14 protein-coding genes are annotated in these 17,146 nt (G+C 62.0%); 7 read left to right on the top strand and 7 right to left on the bottom strand.

Translation table 11 applies throughout. The features are described 5' to 3' along the window. Nucleotides 1-144: 144 nt before the first annotated feature. From RlegSU303_RS17970 to RlegSU303_RS17960, 3 genes are all read right to left on the bottom strand, one after another. A complete protein-coding gene (locus RlegSU303_RS17970) occupies nt 145-3,333 on the bottom strand; it encodes an efflux RND transporter permease subunit (protein WP_131719199.1) in 3,189 nt (1,062 codons plus the stop codon). Then, the gene (locus RlegSU303_RS17965) at nt 3,330-4,505 is read right to left on the bottom strand and encodes an efflux RND transporter periplasmic adaptor subunit (protein WP_131719198.1); all 1,176 of its coding nucleotides are present in this window, start codon (nt 4,503-4,505) and stop codon (nt 3,330-3,332) included. Before RlegSU303_RS17965 ends, RlegSU303_RS17970 begins: the two co-directional genes overlap by 4 nt. A 260-nt stretch (nt 4,506-4,765) precedes the next feature. After that, the gene (locus RlegSU303_RS17960) at nt 4,766-6,310 is read right to left on the bottom strand and encodes a cation:proton antiporter (RefSeq protein ID WP_131719197.1); all 1,545 of its coding nucleotides are present in this window, start codon (nt 6,308-6,310) and stop codon (nt 4,766-4,768) included. Nucleotides 6,311-6,554: 244 nt separating this feature from the next. Between RlegSU303_RS17960 and RlegSU303_RS17955 the strand changes: the two genes are divergently transcribed. The 3 genes from RlegSU303_RS17955 to RlegSU303_RS17945 are packed head-to-tail and all read left to right on the top strand — an operon-like array spanning nt 6,555 to nt 9,775. Further along, nucleotides 6,555-7,019 carry a MarR family winged helix-turn-helix transcriptional regulator gene (locus RlegSU303_RS17955; protein WP_018073683.1) on the top strand — a complete coding sequence of 155 codons (465 nt, stop codon included), beginning with the start codon at nt 6,555-6,557 and terminating at the stop codon, nt 7,017-7,019. Continuing rightward, a complete protein-coding gene (locus RlegSU303_RS17950; protein WP_131719196.1) occupies nt 7,012-8,241 on the top strand; it encodes an HlyD family secretion protein in 1,230 nt (409 codons plus the stop codon). Before RlegSU303_RS17955 ends, RlegSU303_RS17950 begins: the two co-directional genes overlap by 8 nt. Continuing rightward, entirely contained in the window at nt 8,234-9,775 is a 1,542-nt protein-coding gene (locus tag RlegSU303_RS17945; RefSeq protein WP_065281050.1) for a DHA2 family efflux MFS transporter permease subunit, read from the top strand. The genes RlegSU303_RS17950 and RlegSU303_RS17945 overlap by 8 nt, the downstream gene beginning before the upstream one ends. 58 nt (nt 9,776-9,833) lie before the next feature. Here the strand turns inward: RlegSU303_RS17945 and RlegSU303_RS17940 are convergent, their stop codons facing one another. Genes RlegSU303_RS17940 through RlegSU303_RS17930 form a run of 3 tightly spaced genes read right to left on the bottom strand, consistent with a single transcriptional unit; the run spans nt 9,834 to nt 11,782 of the window. Further along, nucleotides 9,834-10,451 carry a DNA-3-methyladenine glycosylase gene (locus tag RlegSU303_RS17940; RefSeq protein ID WP_131719195.1) on the bottom strand — a complete coding sequence of 206 codons (618 nt, stop codon included), beginning with the start codon at nt 10,449-10,451 and terminating at the stop codon, nt 9,834-9,836. A 53-nt stretch (nt 10,452-10,504) separates the two neighbouring features. Beyond that, entirely contained in the window at nt 10,505-10,819 is a 315-nt protein-coding gene (locus RlegSU303_RS17935) for a hypothetical protein (RefSeq protein ID WP_131719194.1), read from the bottom strand. 54 nt (nt 10,820-10,873) lie between these two features. Then, nucleotides 10,874-11,782, bottom strand: a complete 909-nt coding sequence (locus RlegSU303_RS17930; protein ID WP_131719193.1) for a LysR family transcriptional regulator — start codon at nt 11,780-11,782, stop codon at nt 10,874-10,876. A 118-nt stretch (nt 11,783-11,900) separates the two neighbouring features. Between RlegSU303_RS17930 and RlegSU303_RS17925 the strand changes: the two genes are divergently transcribed. Beyond that, nucleotides 11,901-12,641 (top strand): SDR family oxidoreductase, encoded by a 741-nt coding sequence (locus tag RlegSU303_RS17925; protein WP_131719192.1) that lies wholly within the window; start codon nt 11,901-11,903, stop codon nt 12,639-12,641. 79 nt (nt 12,642-12,720) lie between these two features. Further along, nucleotides 12,721-13,623, top strand: coding sequence for an SDR family oxidoreductase (locus RlegSU303_RS17920; RefSeq protein WP_131719191.1), 903 nt, complete (start codon nt 12,721-12,723; stop codon nt 13,621-13,623). A 279-nt stretch (nt 13,624-13,902) separates the two neighbouring features. Here the strand turns inward: RlegSU303_RS17920 and RlegSU303_RS17915 are convergent, their stop codons facing one another. Next, nucleotides 13,903-14,814, bottom strand: a complete 912-nt coding sequence (locus tag RlegSU303_RS17915) for a LysR family transcriptional regulator (protein WP_017961777.1) — start codon at nt 14,812-14,814, stop codon at nt 13,903-13,905. A 164-nt stretch (nt 14,815-14,978) separates the two neighbouring features. Here RlegSU303_RS17915 and RlegSU303_RS17910 point away from each other — a divergent pair, with 164 nt between their 5' ends. Further along, nucleotides 14,979-15,791 carry an alpha/beta hydrolase fold domain-containing protein gene (locus tag RlegSU303_RS17910; RefSeq protein ID WP_026158832.1) on the top strand — a complete coding sequence of 271 codons (813 nt, stop codon included), beginning with the start codon at nt 14,979-14,981 and terminating at the stop codon, nt 15,789-15,791. A 46-nt stretch (nt 15,792-15,837) separates the two neighbouring features. Then, nucleotides 15,838-17,028 carry an efflux RND transporter periplasmic adaptor subunit gene (locus RlegSU303_RS17905; protein WP_131719190.1) on the top strand — a complete coding sequence of 397 codons (1,191 nt, stop codon included), beginning with the start codon at nt 15,838-15,840 and terminating at the stop codon, nt 17,026-17,028. Nucleotides 17,029-17,146: the final 118 nt, after the last annotated feature.

The following is a 17,146-nucleotide window of genomic DNA, read 5'->3' as shown; positions in this document are numbered from 1 at the left end:
AGGGCCGGGCATCTTTCCGCCAGGATCAAAGGCGATCGGCTCGGACGTACCTTGGGGTATGCCCGTCGCCAATCGCCTCTGCCCTGACGAAAACCTGCTCCGGCAGAATGCTGCAATCTAACCCGGAAAGGCTCTAGGATCGTCTCAGACGACCTCTTCCTCGACCGGCTCTGTCTTCGCTGGTTCTACAGTGGCCGGCCGTTTACGGCGCCAGCCGCGTAGCACGACGTAGAAGACCGGCGTCAGGAACAGGCCGAAGATCGTCACGCCGAGCATGCCCGAGAAGACGGCGGTGCCAAGCGACTGGCGCATTTCGGCGCCGGGGCCGGTGGCGATGGCAAGCGGCAGAACACCGAAGATGAAGGCGAATGCCGTCATCAGGATCGGGCGCAGGCGAAGATGGCTGGCCTCGATGGCCGCCTCCACCGGTGACTTGCCCTCGTCTTCCGCCTGCCTGGCGAACTCGACGATCAGAATGGCGTTTTTGGCCGCAAGGCCGATCAGGACGATCAGGCCGATCTGGGTCAGGACGTTGTTGTCCATTCCCCTCAGCGAGACCCCGATCAGCGCCGCAAGCACCGCAAGCGGGACGATGAGAATGATCGCGAGCGGCAGAACCCAGCTTTCATATTGTGCCGCCAGCGCCAGGAAGACGAAGACGACGGACAGGGCGAAGATGTAGATGGCGGTGTTGCCGGTGTGGGTCTCCTGATAGGCGAGTTCCGTCCATTCGAAGGTCGTCCCCTGCGGCAGGATCTTCGCCGCTAAGGCCTCCATCTTGGCGATGGCATCGCCCGTCGACGTGCCAGGCGTCGGATTGCCCTGAAGCGGCACCGAGACGTACATGTTGTAGCGCTGGACAAGCGCCGGGCCGCTGGCATCCTGGATGTCCATCAAGGTTCCAAGCGGAACCAGTGCGCCGGTCGCCGAGCGGACTTTCAGGGCGAGGATGTCTTCCCGGTCCATGCGATATTGCCGGTCGGCCTGGGCGCGAACCTGGTAGACGCGGCCGAAGGCATTGAAATCGTTGACGTAGGCGACGCCGAGATTGATGGAAAGGGCGTTGAAGATATTGGGGATCGGCACATTCAGGAAACGCGCCTTGTCGCGGTCGATCGCCAGGAAGTATTGCGGGCTGGCATCCGAAAATGTCGTAAAGACGCCGGTCAGCCCCTCGGTCGTTGCCGCTGCACCCATCATTTGCCGGGCGAGGCCGAGGACGCGGGTCATATCGGCGTTTTCGAGATCGGAAATCTGCATCTTGAAGCCGCCGGAGTTGCCGACGCCCCGCACGGATGGCGGCGGGATGGCGATGATGAAGGCTTCCTGGATGCTTTGCAGCTTGCCGAAAAGCTCCCCGATGATCTTGTTAGCGTTTTCGCCGCCTTCTTCACGTTCGGCAAAGGACTTGAAAGGGACGAAGACGACGCCGGCATTCGAGGCATTGGTGAATGTCGCCCCGCTGAAGCCGGCAAATTGCACGGCATTGCCGACGCCGGGCACGGTGCGGGCGATTTCGCCCACCTGTTTGACGACGGCGTCGGTACGCGCAAGCGAGGCGCCGTCCGGAAGCTGGATGACGATGATCGCGTAACCCTGGTCCATGGTCGGGATGAAGCCCGCGGGAACTTTCGTGCCCATGTACCAAGTCGCTCCGAGCAGGCAGACGAAGGTGACCATCGCGGCTGTCAACCCAATCCAGCTGCTGACCAGATGCCGAACGGTCCATGAATAGCCGGAACTCAGCCGATCGAATCCATGATTGAAGCCGTCTGCCAGCCCTCTTCCCAGACGGGATGCGACATTCGTGCGCTTGGTTTCATGGTCATGGGTTTTCAGCAATATGCCTGCAAGCGCGGGCGACAAGGTGAGCGAATTCAATGCGGAAATTGCAGTGGTGACGGAGATCGTGACCGCGAACTGCCTGTAGAACTGTCCTGAGATGCCTGGAATGAAGGCTGTCGGCACGAACACGGCGATCAGCACCAGCGAGATGGCGACGACGGCGGTTCCGACTTCGTCCATCGTGACATGGGACGCCTGCTTCGGCGTCATCCCGCGCGCCAGATTGCGCTCGACGTTTTCGACCACCACGATCGCGTCGTCGACGACGATACCGATCGCCAGCACGAGACCGAACAGCGTGAGCATATTGAGCGAGAAGCCGAAGGCGAGCAGGACGGCGAAGGTGCCGATCAGCGATACCGGGATGGCAATAATCGGAATGATCGCGGTTCGCCAGGATTGCAGGAAGACAAGAACGACGATTGCTACCAGGATGGCCGCTTCTGCAATGGTTCTGTAGACCTCATTGATCGAATCCGAGATGAATTCGGTCGTGTCGTAGACGATACGATATTCCAGACCCGGCGGGAAATTCTGGGATATGTCCTTCATGAGCGTCTGGACTTGATGGGCCGTGTCCAGGGCGTTGGTTCCCGGCCGGGCGAAGATGCCGAGAGCAACTGCGGGATCGTTGTTGAGATAACTGTTAGTGACGTAATCCTGTGCGCCGAGTTCTATCCGGGCGACATCCTGCAACTGCACGAGCCGGCCCGATGTTGTCGATTTCACAATGACATATCGGAATTCGCGCACGTCGGAGAAGCGTCCGTCCGTTCGCACCGTATATTCGAACGCATTCTTGCCGGTGACGGGTGGGGCCCCGATCTTGCCGCCTGAAACCTGGACATTCTGATCTCTCAGCGCAGCGACGACGTCGTCGGATGTCATCCCGTAGGCGGAGAGCTTTTCCGGGTCCAGCCAGATTCGCATCGAATACTGGCGCTCGCCGAAGAGCTGCACGTCGCCGACGCCGTCAAGGCGAACGAGAACGTCGCGAATGCGGTTGCGGGCATAGTTCGAGACGTAAAGCTGGTCATAGCGATGCGACGGCGACAGCAGGTGCACCACCATCATCAGATCAGGCGAGCTTTTGTCGGTGGTGACGCCAAGCCGCTGGACTTCCTCGGGAAGACGGGGAAGGGCGATGGAAACGCGGTTCTGGACAAGCACCTGGACCTTGTCGAGATCGGTGCCGAGCTTGAAGGTGATCGTCAGCGACATGGCGCCGTCGGCGCTGGAGTAGGATGACATGTAAAGCATGTCTTCGACGCCGTTGATCTGTTGTTCAAGCGGCGTCGAAACGGTATCTGCGATCGTCTGCGGGTCGGCACCCGGATAAGAGGTGCGCACGACGATGGTCGGGGGTGCGATCTCGGGATACTGCGATACCGGCAATTGCGTATAGGCAATGCTGCCGACGACGAGAAAAAGGATCGAGATGACCGCCGCAAAGATCGGCCGGTCTACGAAAAAATGAGCAAATCTCATTGTCCGTTCTCCGCGCCGGCGGTTTCGGGCGCAGTGTCCTGCCGTTCCGGCGGCAGTTCGGTCATCTGAGGCGTGATCTTTGCACCCGGCCGGGCGCGCATCAGGCCGTTGACGATGATCGTCTCGGTGCCGTCGAGGCCCTCGCGTATGACGCGGTAGCCATAGAGCCGCGGTCCGGGCCTTACGGGCTTGGTCGACACCGTGCCGTCTTCGGCGACGACATAGACGACGCGCTCATTCTGGTCCGAGCCGATGGCCTCGTCGGGGACGAGAATGGCCTGGTAGGTGTTGGAGGCTTCGACCTGTATGCGACCGAAGAGGCCGGGCTGAAGGACGAGATCGGGGTTGGGGAAGCGGGCACGCAGACGAATGGTGCCGCTCTCATTGTCGACCCGGTTCTCAGCGAAATCGAGCTTTCCCTTGAATGGTTTGGCAGTGGGATCCGAGATCGTGACGGATACATCCAGGCCGCCGCCACCCTGCTGAAGATCCTTGCCCAGTTTGCGCGCCGTGTCGGCGAAATTCAGCAGGCGGCGCTCATCGACGTCGAAATAGAAATCGATCGGGTCGAGCGAAACAATCGTCGTCAGCACGGTCTGATCGGTCTGCACGAGGTTGCCGGCCGAGATCAGCCGGCGGTCGATGCGGCCGCTGAGGGGCGCCTTGATCTCGGTATATTCCATGTCGAGAGACGCGCGATCGGCTGCGGCCTGTGCGCCGCGGACATTGGCTTCGGCCGAATCGAATTCGCGGCGGCGATCATCCAGCGTCTGCGCCGACTGGCTGCCGCTCGAAGCAAGAGATTGCGTGCGCTTATACTGCGCATCGGCAAAGACCAGGGTGGATTGCGCCGATTCGAGTGTCGCCTTTGCCTGATTGAGCGCGGTTACGAACGGCCGCTGATCGATGACGAAGAGCAGGTCGCCCTGCTTGACCAATGCGCCGTCCTGAAAATGGATTTCCTGCAGGTAACCACCGACGCGCGAACGAACGGAGACTTCGTCGACCGGCTCGAACCGGCCGATGAACTCGTCGCTATCGATGACATCGCGAACGACCGGCTTGGCGACGGTGACGGGTGGGGGCGGCGGGGCGCTCTGGGCCAGCGCGGGGAGGGGCATGAATGCGGCGATACAGCCAAGCACCACCATCTGTCGAAGCGCGAAAGTCATGCCGATCCTCCAATCACGACAGCGATTGATTGCCGCCGAACCTAAATCAGTGATGCTATTTCATTGTCTTGCTGCTTGAACGAGGGCACCGGCCCCCGCGACTTTCCCGGCTTTCGATCCTTTGAAAAAGGCAAACCGGCACGCAATGCACATCGGAAAAATCGTAACCCTATGGAATTGGACTATAAACGGCAGCGGCGAAAAATTGCAAATGCCAATTGGTAACGATTCCGGAATCCATCAAAACGTCACAGAGGGCATCAGCTCTCGACGATCTCGTCTCTGCCGGGTTGCAGAGCGGCGAGTTCGGCCCAGTCGAGTTCCTGTTCCAGCATGTGAAAGACATCATCGTCGATCTCGTCGGCGCGGCGCATCGCTGCCAATCTTCGGCGTTTCGCGACGATGACGTTGCGGCGCTGCTTGTCGAGCCTGCTGACCTCGCGCGGGTGTTTTCCGTCAGCGGCGATTTGGCGCTCGGAGGTGTAGACGTCGCGCAGGATGCGGGTGGATTTGTCCTCGCCGCCGGCGAGTTCGGCAAGGGCCGCATCGATCAACGTGACGCGGGCTCTGGCGAGGTCGCGGTCCAGGGAGGTGTCCGGGTCGAATTTCAGGTAACGGATCAGTGGCCCGAGCGTCAGGCCCTGGACGATGAGCGTGCCGAGAACGACGGCGAGCGCGCTGAGCAGGATGATATCGCGATCGGGAAAATCGATCGGCAAAGCGAGCGCAGTTGCCAGCGTGACGAGGCCGCGCATGCCGCACCAGCCGGCAAGCAGGCTGGTGGCGAAGGTCGGAACGGCTTGTGTCGTGCGTCCGCGCGCGGCGAGAAAGTTGATGACGCGGTTATAGAAGAGCACCCAGGCCAGGCGGACGACGATGACGGTGACGAAGACCATGGCGGCGAAGGTGATCGCGAAATTCAGGCGGCCGGGATCGAGGTCGAGGACGATCTGGCGGGCCTGCAGGCCCATCAGCAGGAAAGCGAGGACGTTGAGCAGAAAGACCGCGGCTTCCCAGACCGAATAGGAATGAATGCGGTGGCGGGCCGTCTGCCGCTCGGGCATGTAACGGGCGATCACCATCGCATAGACGACGATCGCCAGAATTGCCGAAAGATGCAGCCGCTCGGCGATGATCCACGTGCCGAAAGTGGCGACGAATTCGAGCAAAGTGCCGCCGAGCGTGCCGGCGAGCCTCAGGCCGACGACCATGTAGAGACGGCCCAGGAGATAACCGAGGATGATCCCGCCAGGCACGGCGAGCGCCAGCTCCGCCAGGGCGCCGGCGAAGAAGGTGGGGCTTGCGACGGCTGCCACCGCGGCGCTGAAGATCAGCAGCGCGACGGCGTCGTTCAGGAGGCTTTCACCCTTCAGGATCACATAGGTCTGGCGCGGCAGGGTGAAGCGGTCGAGCATGGCGGTGGCGGCCGCCGCATCCGGCGGCGCGACGATGGCGCCGAGTGCGACGGCTGCGGCAAGCGGCAGGCCGGCCATCGTCACGCTGACGGTAGCGACGGCTGCGGCCGTCACGATCACGGCGATGGCGGCGAGCGAGAACAGCGGCAGCCAGTTGCGTCTCAATGTCCTCGGCGGCAAATCATAGGCGGCGTCGAAGAGCACGGGCGCGATCAGCAGCGCCAGCGCAAGTTCGGGATCGATCGCGACTTCGGGCGCCCAGGGCACGGCCGCAACGATGACGCCAGCGATCGCCAGCATTGTCGGATAGGGAATCCGGAACTTCCTGGAGAATTGCAGAAAGACGATCGCCACCAGCAGCAGCGTCAGCATGCTTTCGAAGAACGCCATCGAGCTCCCCAATGCGCGCCTCCGGCGGAGGCTGTTCCTGCCACAGAATTAGGGCGGAGCTGGGCTGCGGCTACCGACTGGTGCTCGTAAACGGCGAAAGGAGAAACTGCGGATATGCTTGACCCGGTCTGCGGCATTTTAGCCGCCATTGCTGAATCCGCCGTCCATGCCCTTGTGCAGTGCACATGCTCAATATATCTGCCGATATTATAAGGGTGCTTATAAATAACGGTTACAGGTTTTCATGAACGCCACTCCGACCCTCGGTTTCCTTCTCCACGACGTCGCACGGCTGCTGCGCAAGCGGTTCGAGCAGCGTGCGAAGTGCCTTGGGCTGACCCGGTCGCAATGGCAGACGCTTGCCTATCTCTCGAATAACGAAGGTATCCATCAGGGCGGCCTTGCCGAAATCCTCGAAGTCGAGCCGATCACGCTGGTGCGCATTCTCGACAAGCTCGCCGAACGCGGGCTGATCGAGCGCCGCCAGCACCCGACCGACCGGCGTATCTGGTTGCTTTATATGCGCGATGAGGCGCACCCGCTGCTTGCCGAAATGCGCGAGCTCGGCGACACCACCCGCGCGGAAGCGCTGCAAAGTGTTTCGGCCGAGCAGCGCGAGCAGCTTTTCCACATCCTATCCGTAATGAAGACGAACCTGGTTCAGGCATGCCGGAGCCCGGTTGACGAGAATGAGACGAACGATGGCTGATCAATCCCCCCTCCGCGTCGTTGCCGACGCCAATGCGAAGACCGAGACTCCTGTCGAAGACAATGAAGCGAAACAGCAGGAAACGGTAGCCGAAGCGCCTTCATCCAATTCAGCGCCGGCTGCCGCCGTGGCTGCGCCTGGCGGCAACAAGGTCCGCCGCCGGCGCAGTCTCACGCGGCCCGTCCTGTTTGCCTTGCTGCCGGTGGCGCTCGTCGTCGGTGGTTATTATTACGTCAATGGCGGCCAGGTGATGTCGACCGACAACGCCTATATCCAGGCCGACATGGTCGGGCTGACCACCGATGTCTCGGGCATCGTCGACCAGATCAACGTCCATGAGAACGAGGCGGTCAAGGCGGGACAGGTGCTCTTCAGCCTGCGGTCGGATTCTTTCAAGATCGCGCTTGATGGCGCCAAGGCGCAGCTCGGCGCGCAGCGCAACCAGATCATGAATCTCAAGGCCAGCTATCAGCAGTCGCTTGCCGAGATCACGCAGGCGCAAGCCGATCTGCCCTATTATCAGGATCAGTTTGACCGGCAGCAGAACCTCGTCAACAACGGCAGCGCGACGCAGTCGGCCTATGACGAAGCCAAGCACAATCTGGAAGCCGCGCAGCAGAAGGTTGCCGTCGCCAAGGCGGAAGCCGCAACGACGTTCGCCCAGCTCGGCGGCAATGCCGACCAGCCGGCCGAGGAAAACCCGCTCTACCTGCAGGCCAAGTCGCAGGTCGACAATGCCCAGCGCGAACTCGACCACAGCGTCGTCAAGGCGCCGTTCGACGGCATCGTCACCAATGTCAACGCGCTGCAGGTCGGTTCCTACCTGCAGGCTTCGCAGCAGGCCTTCTCGCTCGTTGCCACCGACCATCTGTGGATCGCCGCCAGCCCGAAGGAAACCGAGCTCACCTATGTCAAGCCCGGTCAGACGGCCGATATCTCCGTCGACACCTATCCGGGTGTGGTCTGGAAGGGCAAGGTCGAGAGCATCAGCCCGGCCTCCGGCTCCAGCTTTTCGCTGCTGCCGGCGCAGAACACCACGGGCAACTGGGTGAAGGTCGTCCAACGCATTCCGATGCGCGTCAGCATCGAGGACGCCGACGGCAAGCCGCCGCTGCGCGTCGGCATGAGTACGGTGGTCGATGTCGAGACCGGTCATGCCCGCGGCCTGCCTGATTTCGTCAACAAGCTTCTGGGCCGGCCTCAGGGCAAGGATCATGAGTAACGCTTCCGCTTCTCCGGCGACGCCGATTGCCAATCGCGGTGCGATCACGGCCTGCGTCATTCTCGCCGTCATCATGCAGGCGCTGGACACGACGATCGCCAACGTGGCGCTGCCCTATATCCAGGGCAGCGTGTCGGCCTCTGCCGACCAGATCAACTGGGTGCTGACCTCCTATATCGTCGCGGCGGCAATCATGACGCCGCCGTCGGGCTTTCTTGCCGCCAAGTTCGGCCGCAAACGCGTGCTGCTCGTCGCCATTGCCGGCTTTGTGGCCGCCTCCGTTCTCTGCGGCCTGGCGCAATCGCTGAACCAGATCGTCGCCTTCCGCCTGTTGCAAGGCCTGTTCGGCGCGTCGCTGGTGCCGCTTTCCCAGGGCATCCTCCTCGACATCTATACGGTCGAGGAGCGCGGCTCGGCGATGGCCCTTTTCGGCGTCTCGGTCATGGTCGGGCCGGTGCTTGGGCCTGTCATCGGCGGCTGGCTGACCGACAATATCAGCTGGCGCTGGGTGTTTTATATCAACGTGCCGATCGGCGCGCTCGCCTTCATGGGCATCGTCGTCTTCGTCACCGAGACCAAGAGGGATCTGCTGGCCAAACTGGACTGGTTCGGCTTCGGGATGATGAGCCTCGGCATCGCCGCGCTGCAGCTCTTCCTCGACCGCGGCGAGCAGCTCGACTGGTTCTCTTCCGGTGAGATTATGCTCGAGGCGTTGATCTGCGCCTCAGCCTTCTATCTGCTGATCGTGCATACGCTGACGGCCGAGAAATCCTTCGTGAACCCGAAGCTGTTCCTCGACCAGAACTTCTCGATCAGCATGATCTTCATCTTCGTGGTCGGCATTACCTATCTCGCCTCGCTGGCGCTGATGACGCCCTATCTGCAGACGCTGATGGGCTATCCCGTCATCACTGCCGGCATCGTCATGGGGCCGCGCGGGCTTGGCACCATGCTCTGCATGTTCATCGTCGGGCGGCTGGTCGGCAAGGTCGATACGCGCGCGTTGCTGGCGCTCGGCTTGGGGCTCACGGCATGGGCGATGTACGACATGACGGGCTGGACACCCGACGTCTCGCAATGGACAATCGTCTCGGTCGGCTTCATCCAGGGCGCCGGCCTCGGCTTTCTGTTCGTGCCGCTGACGACGATCGCTTTTTCCACGCTGCCCGCCCATATGCGCGGCGACGGCACCGGTCTCTACAACCTGTCGCGAAACATCGGCTCGGCGGTCGGCATCTCGATCGTCTCGGCGCTGATCGTCGAGAACACGCAGAGCAATCATGAATCGATCGCGGCCTATGTGACGCCGTTCAACCACGCCTTCAATGCGGTGGCTGCGCAGGGGCTCAGCCCGGTGACGGCGGCCGGCCGCGCCTCGCTCAACGAGATCATAACGCTGCAAGCGACGATCATCGCCTATATGGACGATTTCAAGCTGCTGATGCTGATGTCGCTTGCAGTCATTCCGCTGGTGCTCTTGCTGCGCAAACCGAAGGCAGCACCCGCCGTCGACCACAGCGCCGTCATGGAATGAACTCGAGATTCGTGCAATTCCGGACGAAAAACCGCTTCGCACTTTTCTTGGAATTACTTTAGCGGAACGGCTTGCTGAGATAACGCGATCCCTGAATGCCGAAGCGCCATGGTGCTTCGGCATTTTTCGTGATGCCGATGCGTTTTCCGGAGACGATCGGCACCGGTGCGGACGGCGTGATCGCATAGGGCGGGCGATCGAGCAGCCTGTCATTGATCTCGATATCGATGCCGAGTGCCTGGCAGAGCTTGCCGGGGCCGCTGCAGAGCGACGTCAGCGTATCGGTGCCGCGCCGCTCCATCATCTGAGGGATTCCCGTTTCCGGCTCCAGGGCGCGGATGAGTGCAGCCGAGCCCGGATGGCAGACGAAATTCAGGCACCAGTACATGCCGTAGATGCGGTAGATATAGACGTTGCCCGGCTTGCCGTACATGGCGCCGTTGCGCTTGGTCGGGCCGCGGAAGCTGTGCGAGGCCTCATCATCGGGAAAATAGGCTTCGGTCTCGGTGATGCGTCCGCCGACGCCGTCCACGGTGAGATGGCAGCCGAGCAGGTCGCGAGAGACGACGATCGCATCGCGCTCAAAAAACGTCCTGAGGCTTTCGCCGGTGAGCGTGCCGGTGCCGATCGCACCTGATATCGTTCCACCATCGGTCATGGCCGACGCAGATAACATTCAGCGTGCTCGCCGTCATCCCGAAACCGCGTCATGTTTTTCGGCCGGAGACATCAGCGGCCGGCATTCGGATCGCGCATCGGGATCGAGGATGATGTGACCGAAACCGGGTCGCTCGCCGGGAAGGAATCTTCCAGGCCCTCTTCCAGCTCTTCTTCGAGCAAAGCGGGATCCTTGCGGCGCGCGCCGTCGCCATGGGCAGGTTCGATTGCTGCGGCAAGCAGGGCCTTGGCCCGCAAGACGGCATTTTCCGACGTCAGCTCAGGCGTGCTCCGCAGCGTCACGGCAATGCTGTCTTCGCCTTCGCCGCCGAATTCGACGACGAAGCCGTCTTCCGTCTGGTAGACGGTGATATCGTTGAGTGCCATGGCCGTTCTCCGAGGGCGCTCACATTAGCAATATGCATTTTAGTGAGATGCATTTTAGTGAAGCGCGTTTTCGGAATTTTGTCGAGCGAAGACCTTCACCAGCCAGTCGATGAAGACGCGCACGCGTGGCGAAAGCTGGCGGTTGCGGGGGTAGAGCAGGGAAACCGGTGTCGGGGTCAGCGGAAAATCCTGCAGTATCTGGACCAGCGTTCCTGCGGCTAGGTCTTCTTCGGCGTGATAGCGCGGGATCTGGATCATGCCGAGGCCCATCCTCGCCGCTGAAATATAGCTTTCGGCGGCGTTGACGGCGACGGTGGCGGGAATGGTGATGTCACGCACCGTGCCGCGGACGGTGAATTCGAGCGGCAGCAGGCTGCCGGTTCCGCTGGAGTGGAAGCCGACCATGCGATGGCCGGCAAGCCGGTCGGGATGTTGCGGCAGGCCGTGGCGAGCGATGTAGGCAGGAGAGGCGACAGTCACCTCATCGAGCATGGCGACGCGCCGGGCGACCATGTCGCTATCTCCAGGCGTGCCGACGCGCAGCACGCAATCAATGCCCTCACGCACAAGATCGACCAGCCGATCGCCCTCGCTCATGTAGAATTCGATCTCAGGATAGGTCTCCAGGAAGGACGGTAGGCTCGGCAGCACGAAATGGCGGGCGAGCGTGCCGTGCACGTCGACACGCAGCATGCCCTTCGGCTTGGCGCCGGCAAAGGCGCCTTCGGCTTCCTCGATATCGGCAAGGATCGACAGGCAGCGTTGGTAATAGGCTTCGCCATCAAGCGTCGGACTGACGTGGCGCGTCGTGCGCTGGAGCAGGCGCACGCCAAGACGGGCTTCCAGCCCCTTGACCGCATCGGTGACAGTCGAGCGCGGCAGGCCGGTGTCCTCGGAGGCAAGCGTGAAGCTGCGGCGTTCCACGACACGGCAAAACACGCGCATGGCGTCAAATCTGTCCATCTGTTTGTTCGTCGTTCCCGGATAGTGATGCCGAAGAATGCCAGATTATCCGCAAAATGAAAAGGCGCATTTTCTCCTTATCGAAAATGCGCTGCGGCGCAGATGAAGGAGAAGGACAATGGCTTCCAACAAAAACAAGGTCGCATTGGTGACCGGCTCGTCCCGCGGCATCGGCGCAGCGGTCGCCGAGCGTCTCGCCAAGGACGGTTTCACCGTCGTCATCAATTACTCCGGCAATGCCGCCCCGGCCGAGGAGCTGGCAAAGAAGATCGAGCAGGCCGGCGGCAAGGCGCTGACGGCGAAAGCCGATGTCAGCGATGCCGAAGCCGTCCGCCGCATGTTCGATGCCGCGGAAACCGCCTTCGGCGGCGTCGATGTGCTCGTCAACAATGCCGGCATCATGATGCTCTCTTCGCTTGCCGAGGCCGACGATGCCAATTTCGACCGCCAGATCGGCGTCAATCTGAAGGGCACCTTCAATACGTTGCGCGAGGCAGCCAAGCGTCTGCGCGACGGCGGCCGGGTCGTCAACTTCTCGACCTCAGTCGTCGGCCTGAAGCTCGAAACCTACGGCGTCTATGCCGCTACCAAGGCAGCCGTGGAAACGCTGACGGCGATCATGGCCAAGGAGATGCGCGGCCGCAACATCACCGTCAACGCCGTCGCGCCGGGTCCAGTCGCCACCGAGCTTTTCCTTAACGGCAAGTCGGACGAACTCATCGCCCGCACGGCGAAAATGAACCCGCTGGAGCGCCTCGGCACACCGGAAGACATCGCTTCTGCGGTTGCCTTCCTCGCCGGCCCTGATGGTGGCTGGATCAACGGCCAGACGCTACGCGCCAATGGCGGCGTGATCTGACGAAGCCGGCGGCTTTATGGCCGCCGCTCGTTCAGAGCTTTCCATTTGCCAAGCAACCCCAATCGGAAGGAATACGATCATGAGCAAGCAAGTCATCGTCATCACAGGCGCTTCCAGCGGTTTCGGCGCTCTTACCGCCCGCGCCCTCGCAAAGGCCGGCCATACCGTCTATGCCGGCATGCGCGCCACCAAACGCCGCAACGCTCCGGCCGTCGCCGATGCTGCTGAATTCGCCAGGGAAAACAACGTCGATCTGCGTTCGGTCGAACTCGACGTCGCTTCCGACGCTTCAGTGGAGGCCGGCGTCGCCGGGATCATCGCCGATGCGGGCCGCCTTGATGTCATCGTGCACAATGCCGGCCATATGTCCTTCGGCCCGGCCGAAGCCTTCACGCCGGAACAGTTCGCCGAGCTTTTCGACATCAACGTGCTCTCCACCCAGCGCGTCAACCGAGCAGCACTTCCGCATCTCCGCAAGCAGGACAGGGGCCTGGTGGTCTGGATATCGTCGTCGAGCAGCCGCGGCGGCACGCCTCCCTATCTCTCACCCTACTTTGCCGCCAAGGCGGCGATGGATTCACTTGCCGTCTCCTATGCCGGCGAGCTGACCCGCTGGGGCATCGAGACCTCGATCATCGTGCCCGGCGCCTTCACCAAGGGCACCAACCATTTCGCCCATTCCGGCTCGCCTGATGATACGGCCCGCGCCGCAGAATACAATGAAGGACCCTACAAGGGCGTGCCGGAACAGGCGCTGCAGGGCCTGGCAGCGCTCGAACCTGCGGACGCCGATGCCGGCGCGGTTGCCGCGGCCATCGTCGATGTCGTCGGCAAGCCGTTTGGCACCCGGCCATTCCGCGTCCATATCGATCCGTCCGAGGACGGCGCGGAGATCGTCAACGGCGTCGCCGACCGTGTCCGGGCGGAATTGTTCCGCCGCATCGGTCTGGAGGACTTGCTGAAGCCGGCCGTCGGGAATTGACACCCGGTCCGCCACCGCGCGGGACGATCGCGCGGGAACATGGGAGCCGAGCCGTCATCGCAAATATGTGAACGCGATTGCGGAATTTTCCCTTATAATCCTGCGGGGAGTGCGTATATCTGCTCTATCGCGAGAGAGCGGAATTCCCTGCCGCTCTCTTTGCGAACCTCCAGCGCCTGCCGCGCCCTTGCTACGGTGCGACAGGCTTGATGTTCAAAGTTGCAGATTGCGGCCCGTCGAAGGTTTCCCCCGCCTTCCGGGCCGTATTTGTCTTGGCGCTCAACCGTCGTTCAGTCTCGCCTCGACCAGAAGTTTCACCAGCCAGTCGACGAAGACGCGAACCTTGTTGCTGAGGTGGCGGTTCGGCGGATAGACGACATAGAGCGGCAGCGGATCGCGGCGCCAGTCCGGCAGCACGCGGACGAGTTCGCCCCGTGCCATCGGCTCGCGCGCCATGAAGATCGGCACCTGCGCGATGCCGAGGCCCGTCAGCGCAGCCGTCAGATAGGTGCGGCTATCGTTGACCGAGGCGATGTAACGCGGACTGGTCTCGATCACCTCGTTGTGCCGGCGGAATTCGAAAGGCAGCGTCCGGTTGTTCTGGGCGCGAAAATAGTTGACGGTGTAATGTTCCGCCTCCAGATCCTCGGGCCGCTCGGGCATGCCGAATTTCTGGATGTAGTCCGGAGAAGCGCAGGTGATCATCTCGACTTCGGAGACGCGCCGCGCAATCAGCGACTGGTCGGTCGGCGTGCCGGCGCGTAGCGCGCAATCGACATTTTCTGCAAGATAATCGACCGTGCGGTCGCCGACACCGAGGTCGATGCGGATGTCCGGATAACGCTGATAGAAATCGCAAAGTGCCGGAACGACGATCCAATCGGCGAAAGCGCCGGCCATCTCGACACGCAGCCGTCCGCTCGGCAAGCTCTGCGAGTTGGAGAGGCTGCCATCGAGCTCCTCCAGTTCCGAAATGATCTGGGCGGCGCGTTCGTAATAAAGCGCGCCGTCAGTGGTCACCATGACCCGGCGCGTGGTCCGATTCAAAAGCTTGGTGCGCAGATGCGCTTCCAGGCCCTGGATGAGATTGGTCACCGTCGCCTTGGGCATGGCGAGCATGTCGGCGGCGCGGGTGAAATTGCCCGTCTCCACAACACGAATGAAGACGCGCATTGCCGAGAGCTGATCCATCGGTTTCAAATCCGCAGTTTGCGTTGCACCATTGTTCGAGATCTGGAACAGTGTTATCGCGTTATAGCTTCTTATTCCTTGGTTGGAATAACAATATCTTTTTTTTGCAAAATGCAAGCGGTGGACGTTGTCTGTTTGTCGCCGATACAGAAGAGACCGGAAGCATGACGGTGGAATGGAAAGATATGATGCTGGATAAGGTGGCCATCGGCCCCGTTTCCGCACGCATCTACCAGGGCGCCGATTACGGCAAGGGTCCGCCGATCGTGCTTTACCTGCATGGCGGCGCGTTTCTGGATAGCGACAAACACGTCGACCGACCGGTGGCGATGAGCCTCGCCAAGGCCGGCGCCATCGTCGTTGCCGCCGACTACAGCAGCCTTTCCGGCAATCTGTTTCCAAAGGCGCTGGAAGTCTCCTTCTCCGTTTTCACCTATCTCGCCAACAAACGCGCCGGTCTCGGCGACCGCAAGTCGCTGCTCTTCGTCGCCGGCGAGGAGGCGGGCGGCAATGTTGCCGCCGGCGTGGCGCTGAAGGCGCGCGACCAGATGCCGGACGCGCTCGACGGCCAGGTTCTGATTTCGCCGCTGCTCGATCCCTTCATGGGCACGTCCTCGATCCGCAAGGCTGAAGCCATCGGCATGCGCCAGCGCTGGACGGAAGGTTGGAGCCACTATCTGAGCGGCGGCGGTTGCCACCCTTATGCGGCGCCTTGCCTCTGTTCGCGTATTTCAGGCGTCGCGCCGGCGCTGATATTTACCGCGGAGGATGATCCTCTGCACGACGAAACGATTGGTTACGGTGTCCGCCTGAAACAGGCCGGCGTCGGTGTGCGCCAGCATGTCCTTCCCGCCGGGACGGGCTGGCCCTCGATTTATGGTGGGAAATCCGAGGGTGTGCCGGACTGGCAGGAAAACGTCAGCCGCCATTTCGGAAGCTTCCTTCGGGAGGTAAGCGTCCAACCGCAATTGCATTGAAGAAGACCTGATATTTCGGCGGCTTAGAGCCGCAAGGAGAGTACTGATGACGTCCAGAAGTAAGCGCTGGGCCCTGATGGGCGCCGGCATAGCCCTTATTGCGTCCATTTCCGGCGCTGCATTGTTTTTCGAATTGCCGATGAGCACGACCGCTACGGCTGCTTCCGCCCCCGCGCAGGCTCCCGCTGTGCCGGTGACGGTTGCCGTCGTCGCGGCGCGCGACGTGACGGCCTGGGAAAGTTTCTCCGGCCGTCTCGAAGCGGTCGACCGGGTGCAGGTGCGTTCCCGTGTCGCCGGCGCCATCCTTTCGGTGGCCTTCCGCGAAGGGGCGTTGGTCAAGCAGGGCGACCTGCTCTTCACCATCGATCCGGCTCCCTACCAGGCGAGCGTGGCGCAGGCGCAAGGCCAGGTCGCTTCGGCCGAAGCCAAAGTCAGCCTGGCGCAGACCGAGCTCGATCGCGGCCGCAGGCTTTCCGACAACCGCACCATCTCCCAGAGTGATCTCGATCAGCGCCAGAGCGCGCTGGCCGAGGCTCAGGCGGGGCTGCGTTCGGCGCAGGCCGCGCTGCAGTCGGCTCAGCTCGATCTCGATTACACTCAGGTGCGGGCTCCGGTGTCCGGCCGCATCGGCAAGATCGAGGTGACCGCCGGTAACCTTGTTGCGGCCGGGTCGGCCTCGCCGGCGCTGACGACGCTCGTTTCGGTCGATCCGATCTATGCGAGCTTCAATGCCAGCGAAGAGATGGTGACGCGGGCGCTTGCCCAGCTTCCGCAGACGGACAGCGCCCTGCCTGCCGTCGAGCAGATCCCTGTCGAGGTCGGCACTCTGACCGACAGCGGCACGCCGATCAAGGGCAAGCTGCAACTGATCGACAACGAGGTCGATGCATCAAGCGGCACGATCGGCGTTCGCGCCGTCTTCGATAATCCGGGCGGGCGTCTCATCCCCGGCCAGTTCGTGCGGGTGCGCATGGGCCAGCCGAAGGCCGAGAACAAGATCGTCATCAGTGACCGCGCCGTCGGCACGGACCAGGACAAGAAGTTCGTCTTCGTTGTCGATGGCGAGAACAAGGTCGCCTATCGGCAGGTCCAGCTCGGCACGGTGGCTGACGGTCAGCGGGTGGTCGAAAGCGGCCTGAACGTCGGCGAGAAGATTGTCGTCAACGGTCTGCAGCGCATCCGTCCAGGCGCAGTCGTCGTGCCTCAGATGGAAGAGAAGGTCGCGACCGCGCAGTAAAGACTTTCGCCTTCCCCTGAGGGGGAGGGCCAATACTCGAAATGATACGACCCGCCGGCGGCTCCCAAACCGCCGGAGAGGGACTTTGCATCCATGTTCACCCCGGAGAGGGCTTTGA

Source organism: Rhizobium sp. SU303 (genome assembly GCF_021052345.1).
Classification (GTDB): Bacteria; Pseudomonadota; Alphaproteobacteria; order Rhizobiales; family Rhizobiaceae; genus Rhizobium; species Rhizobium laguerreae.
Note: the sequence above shows the minus strand (reverse complement) of the source record. Positions and strands in the feature narration are given on the sequence as shown.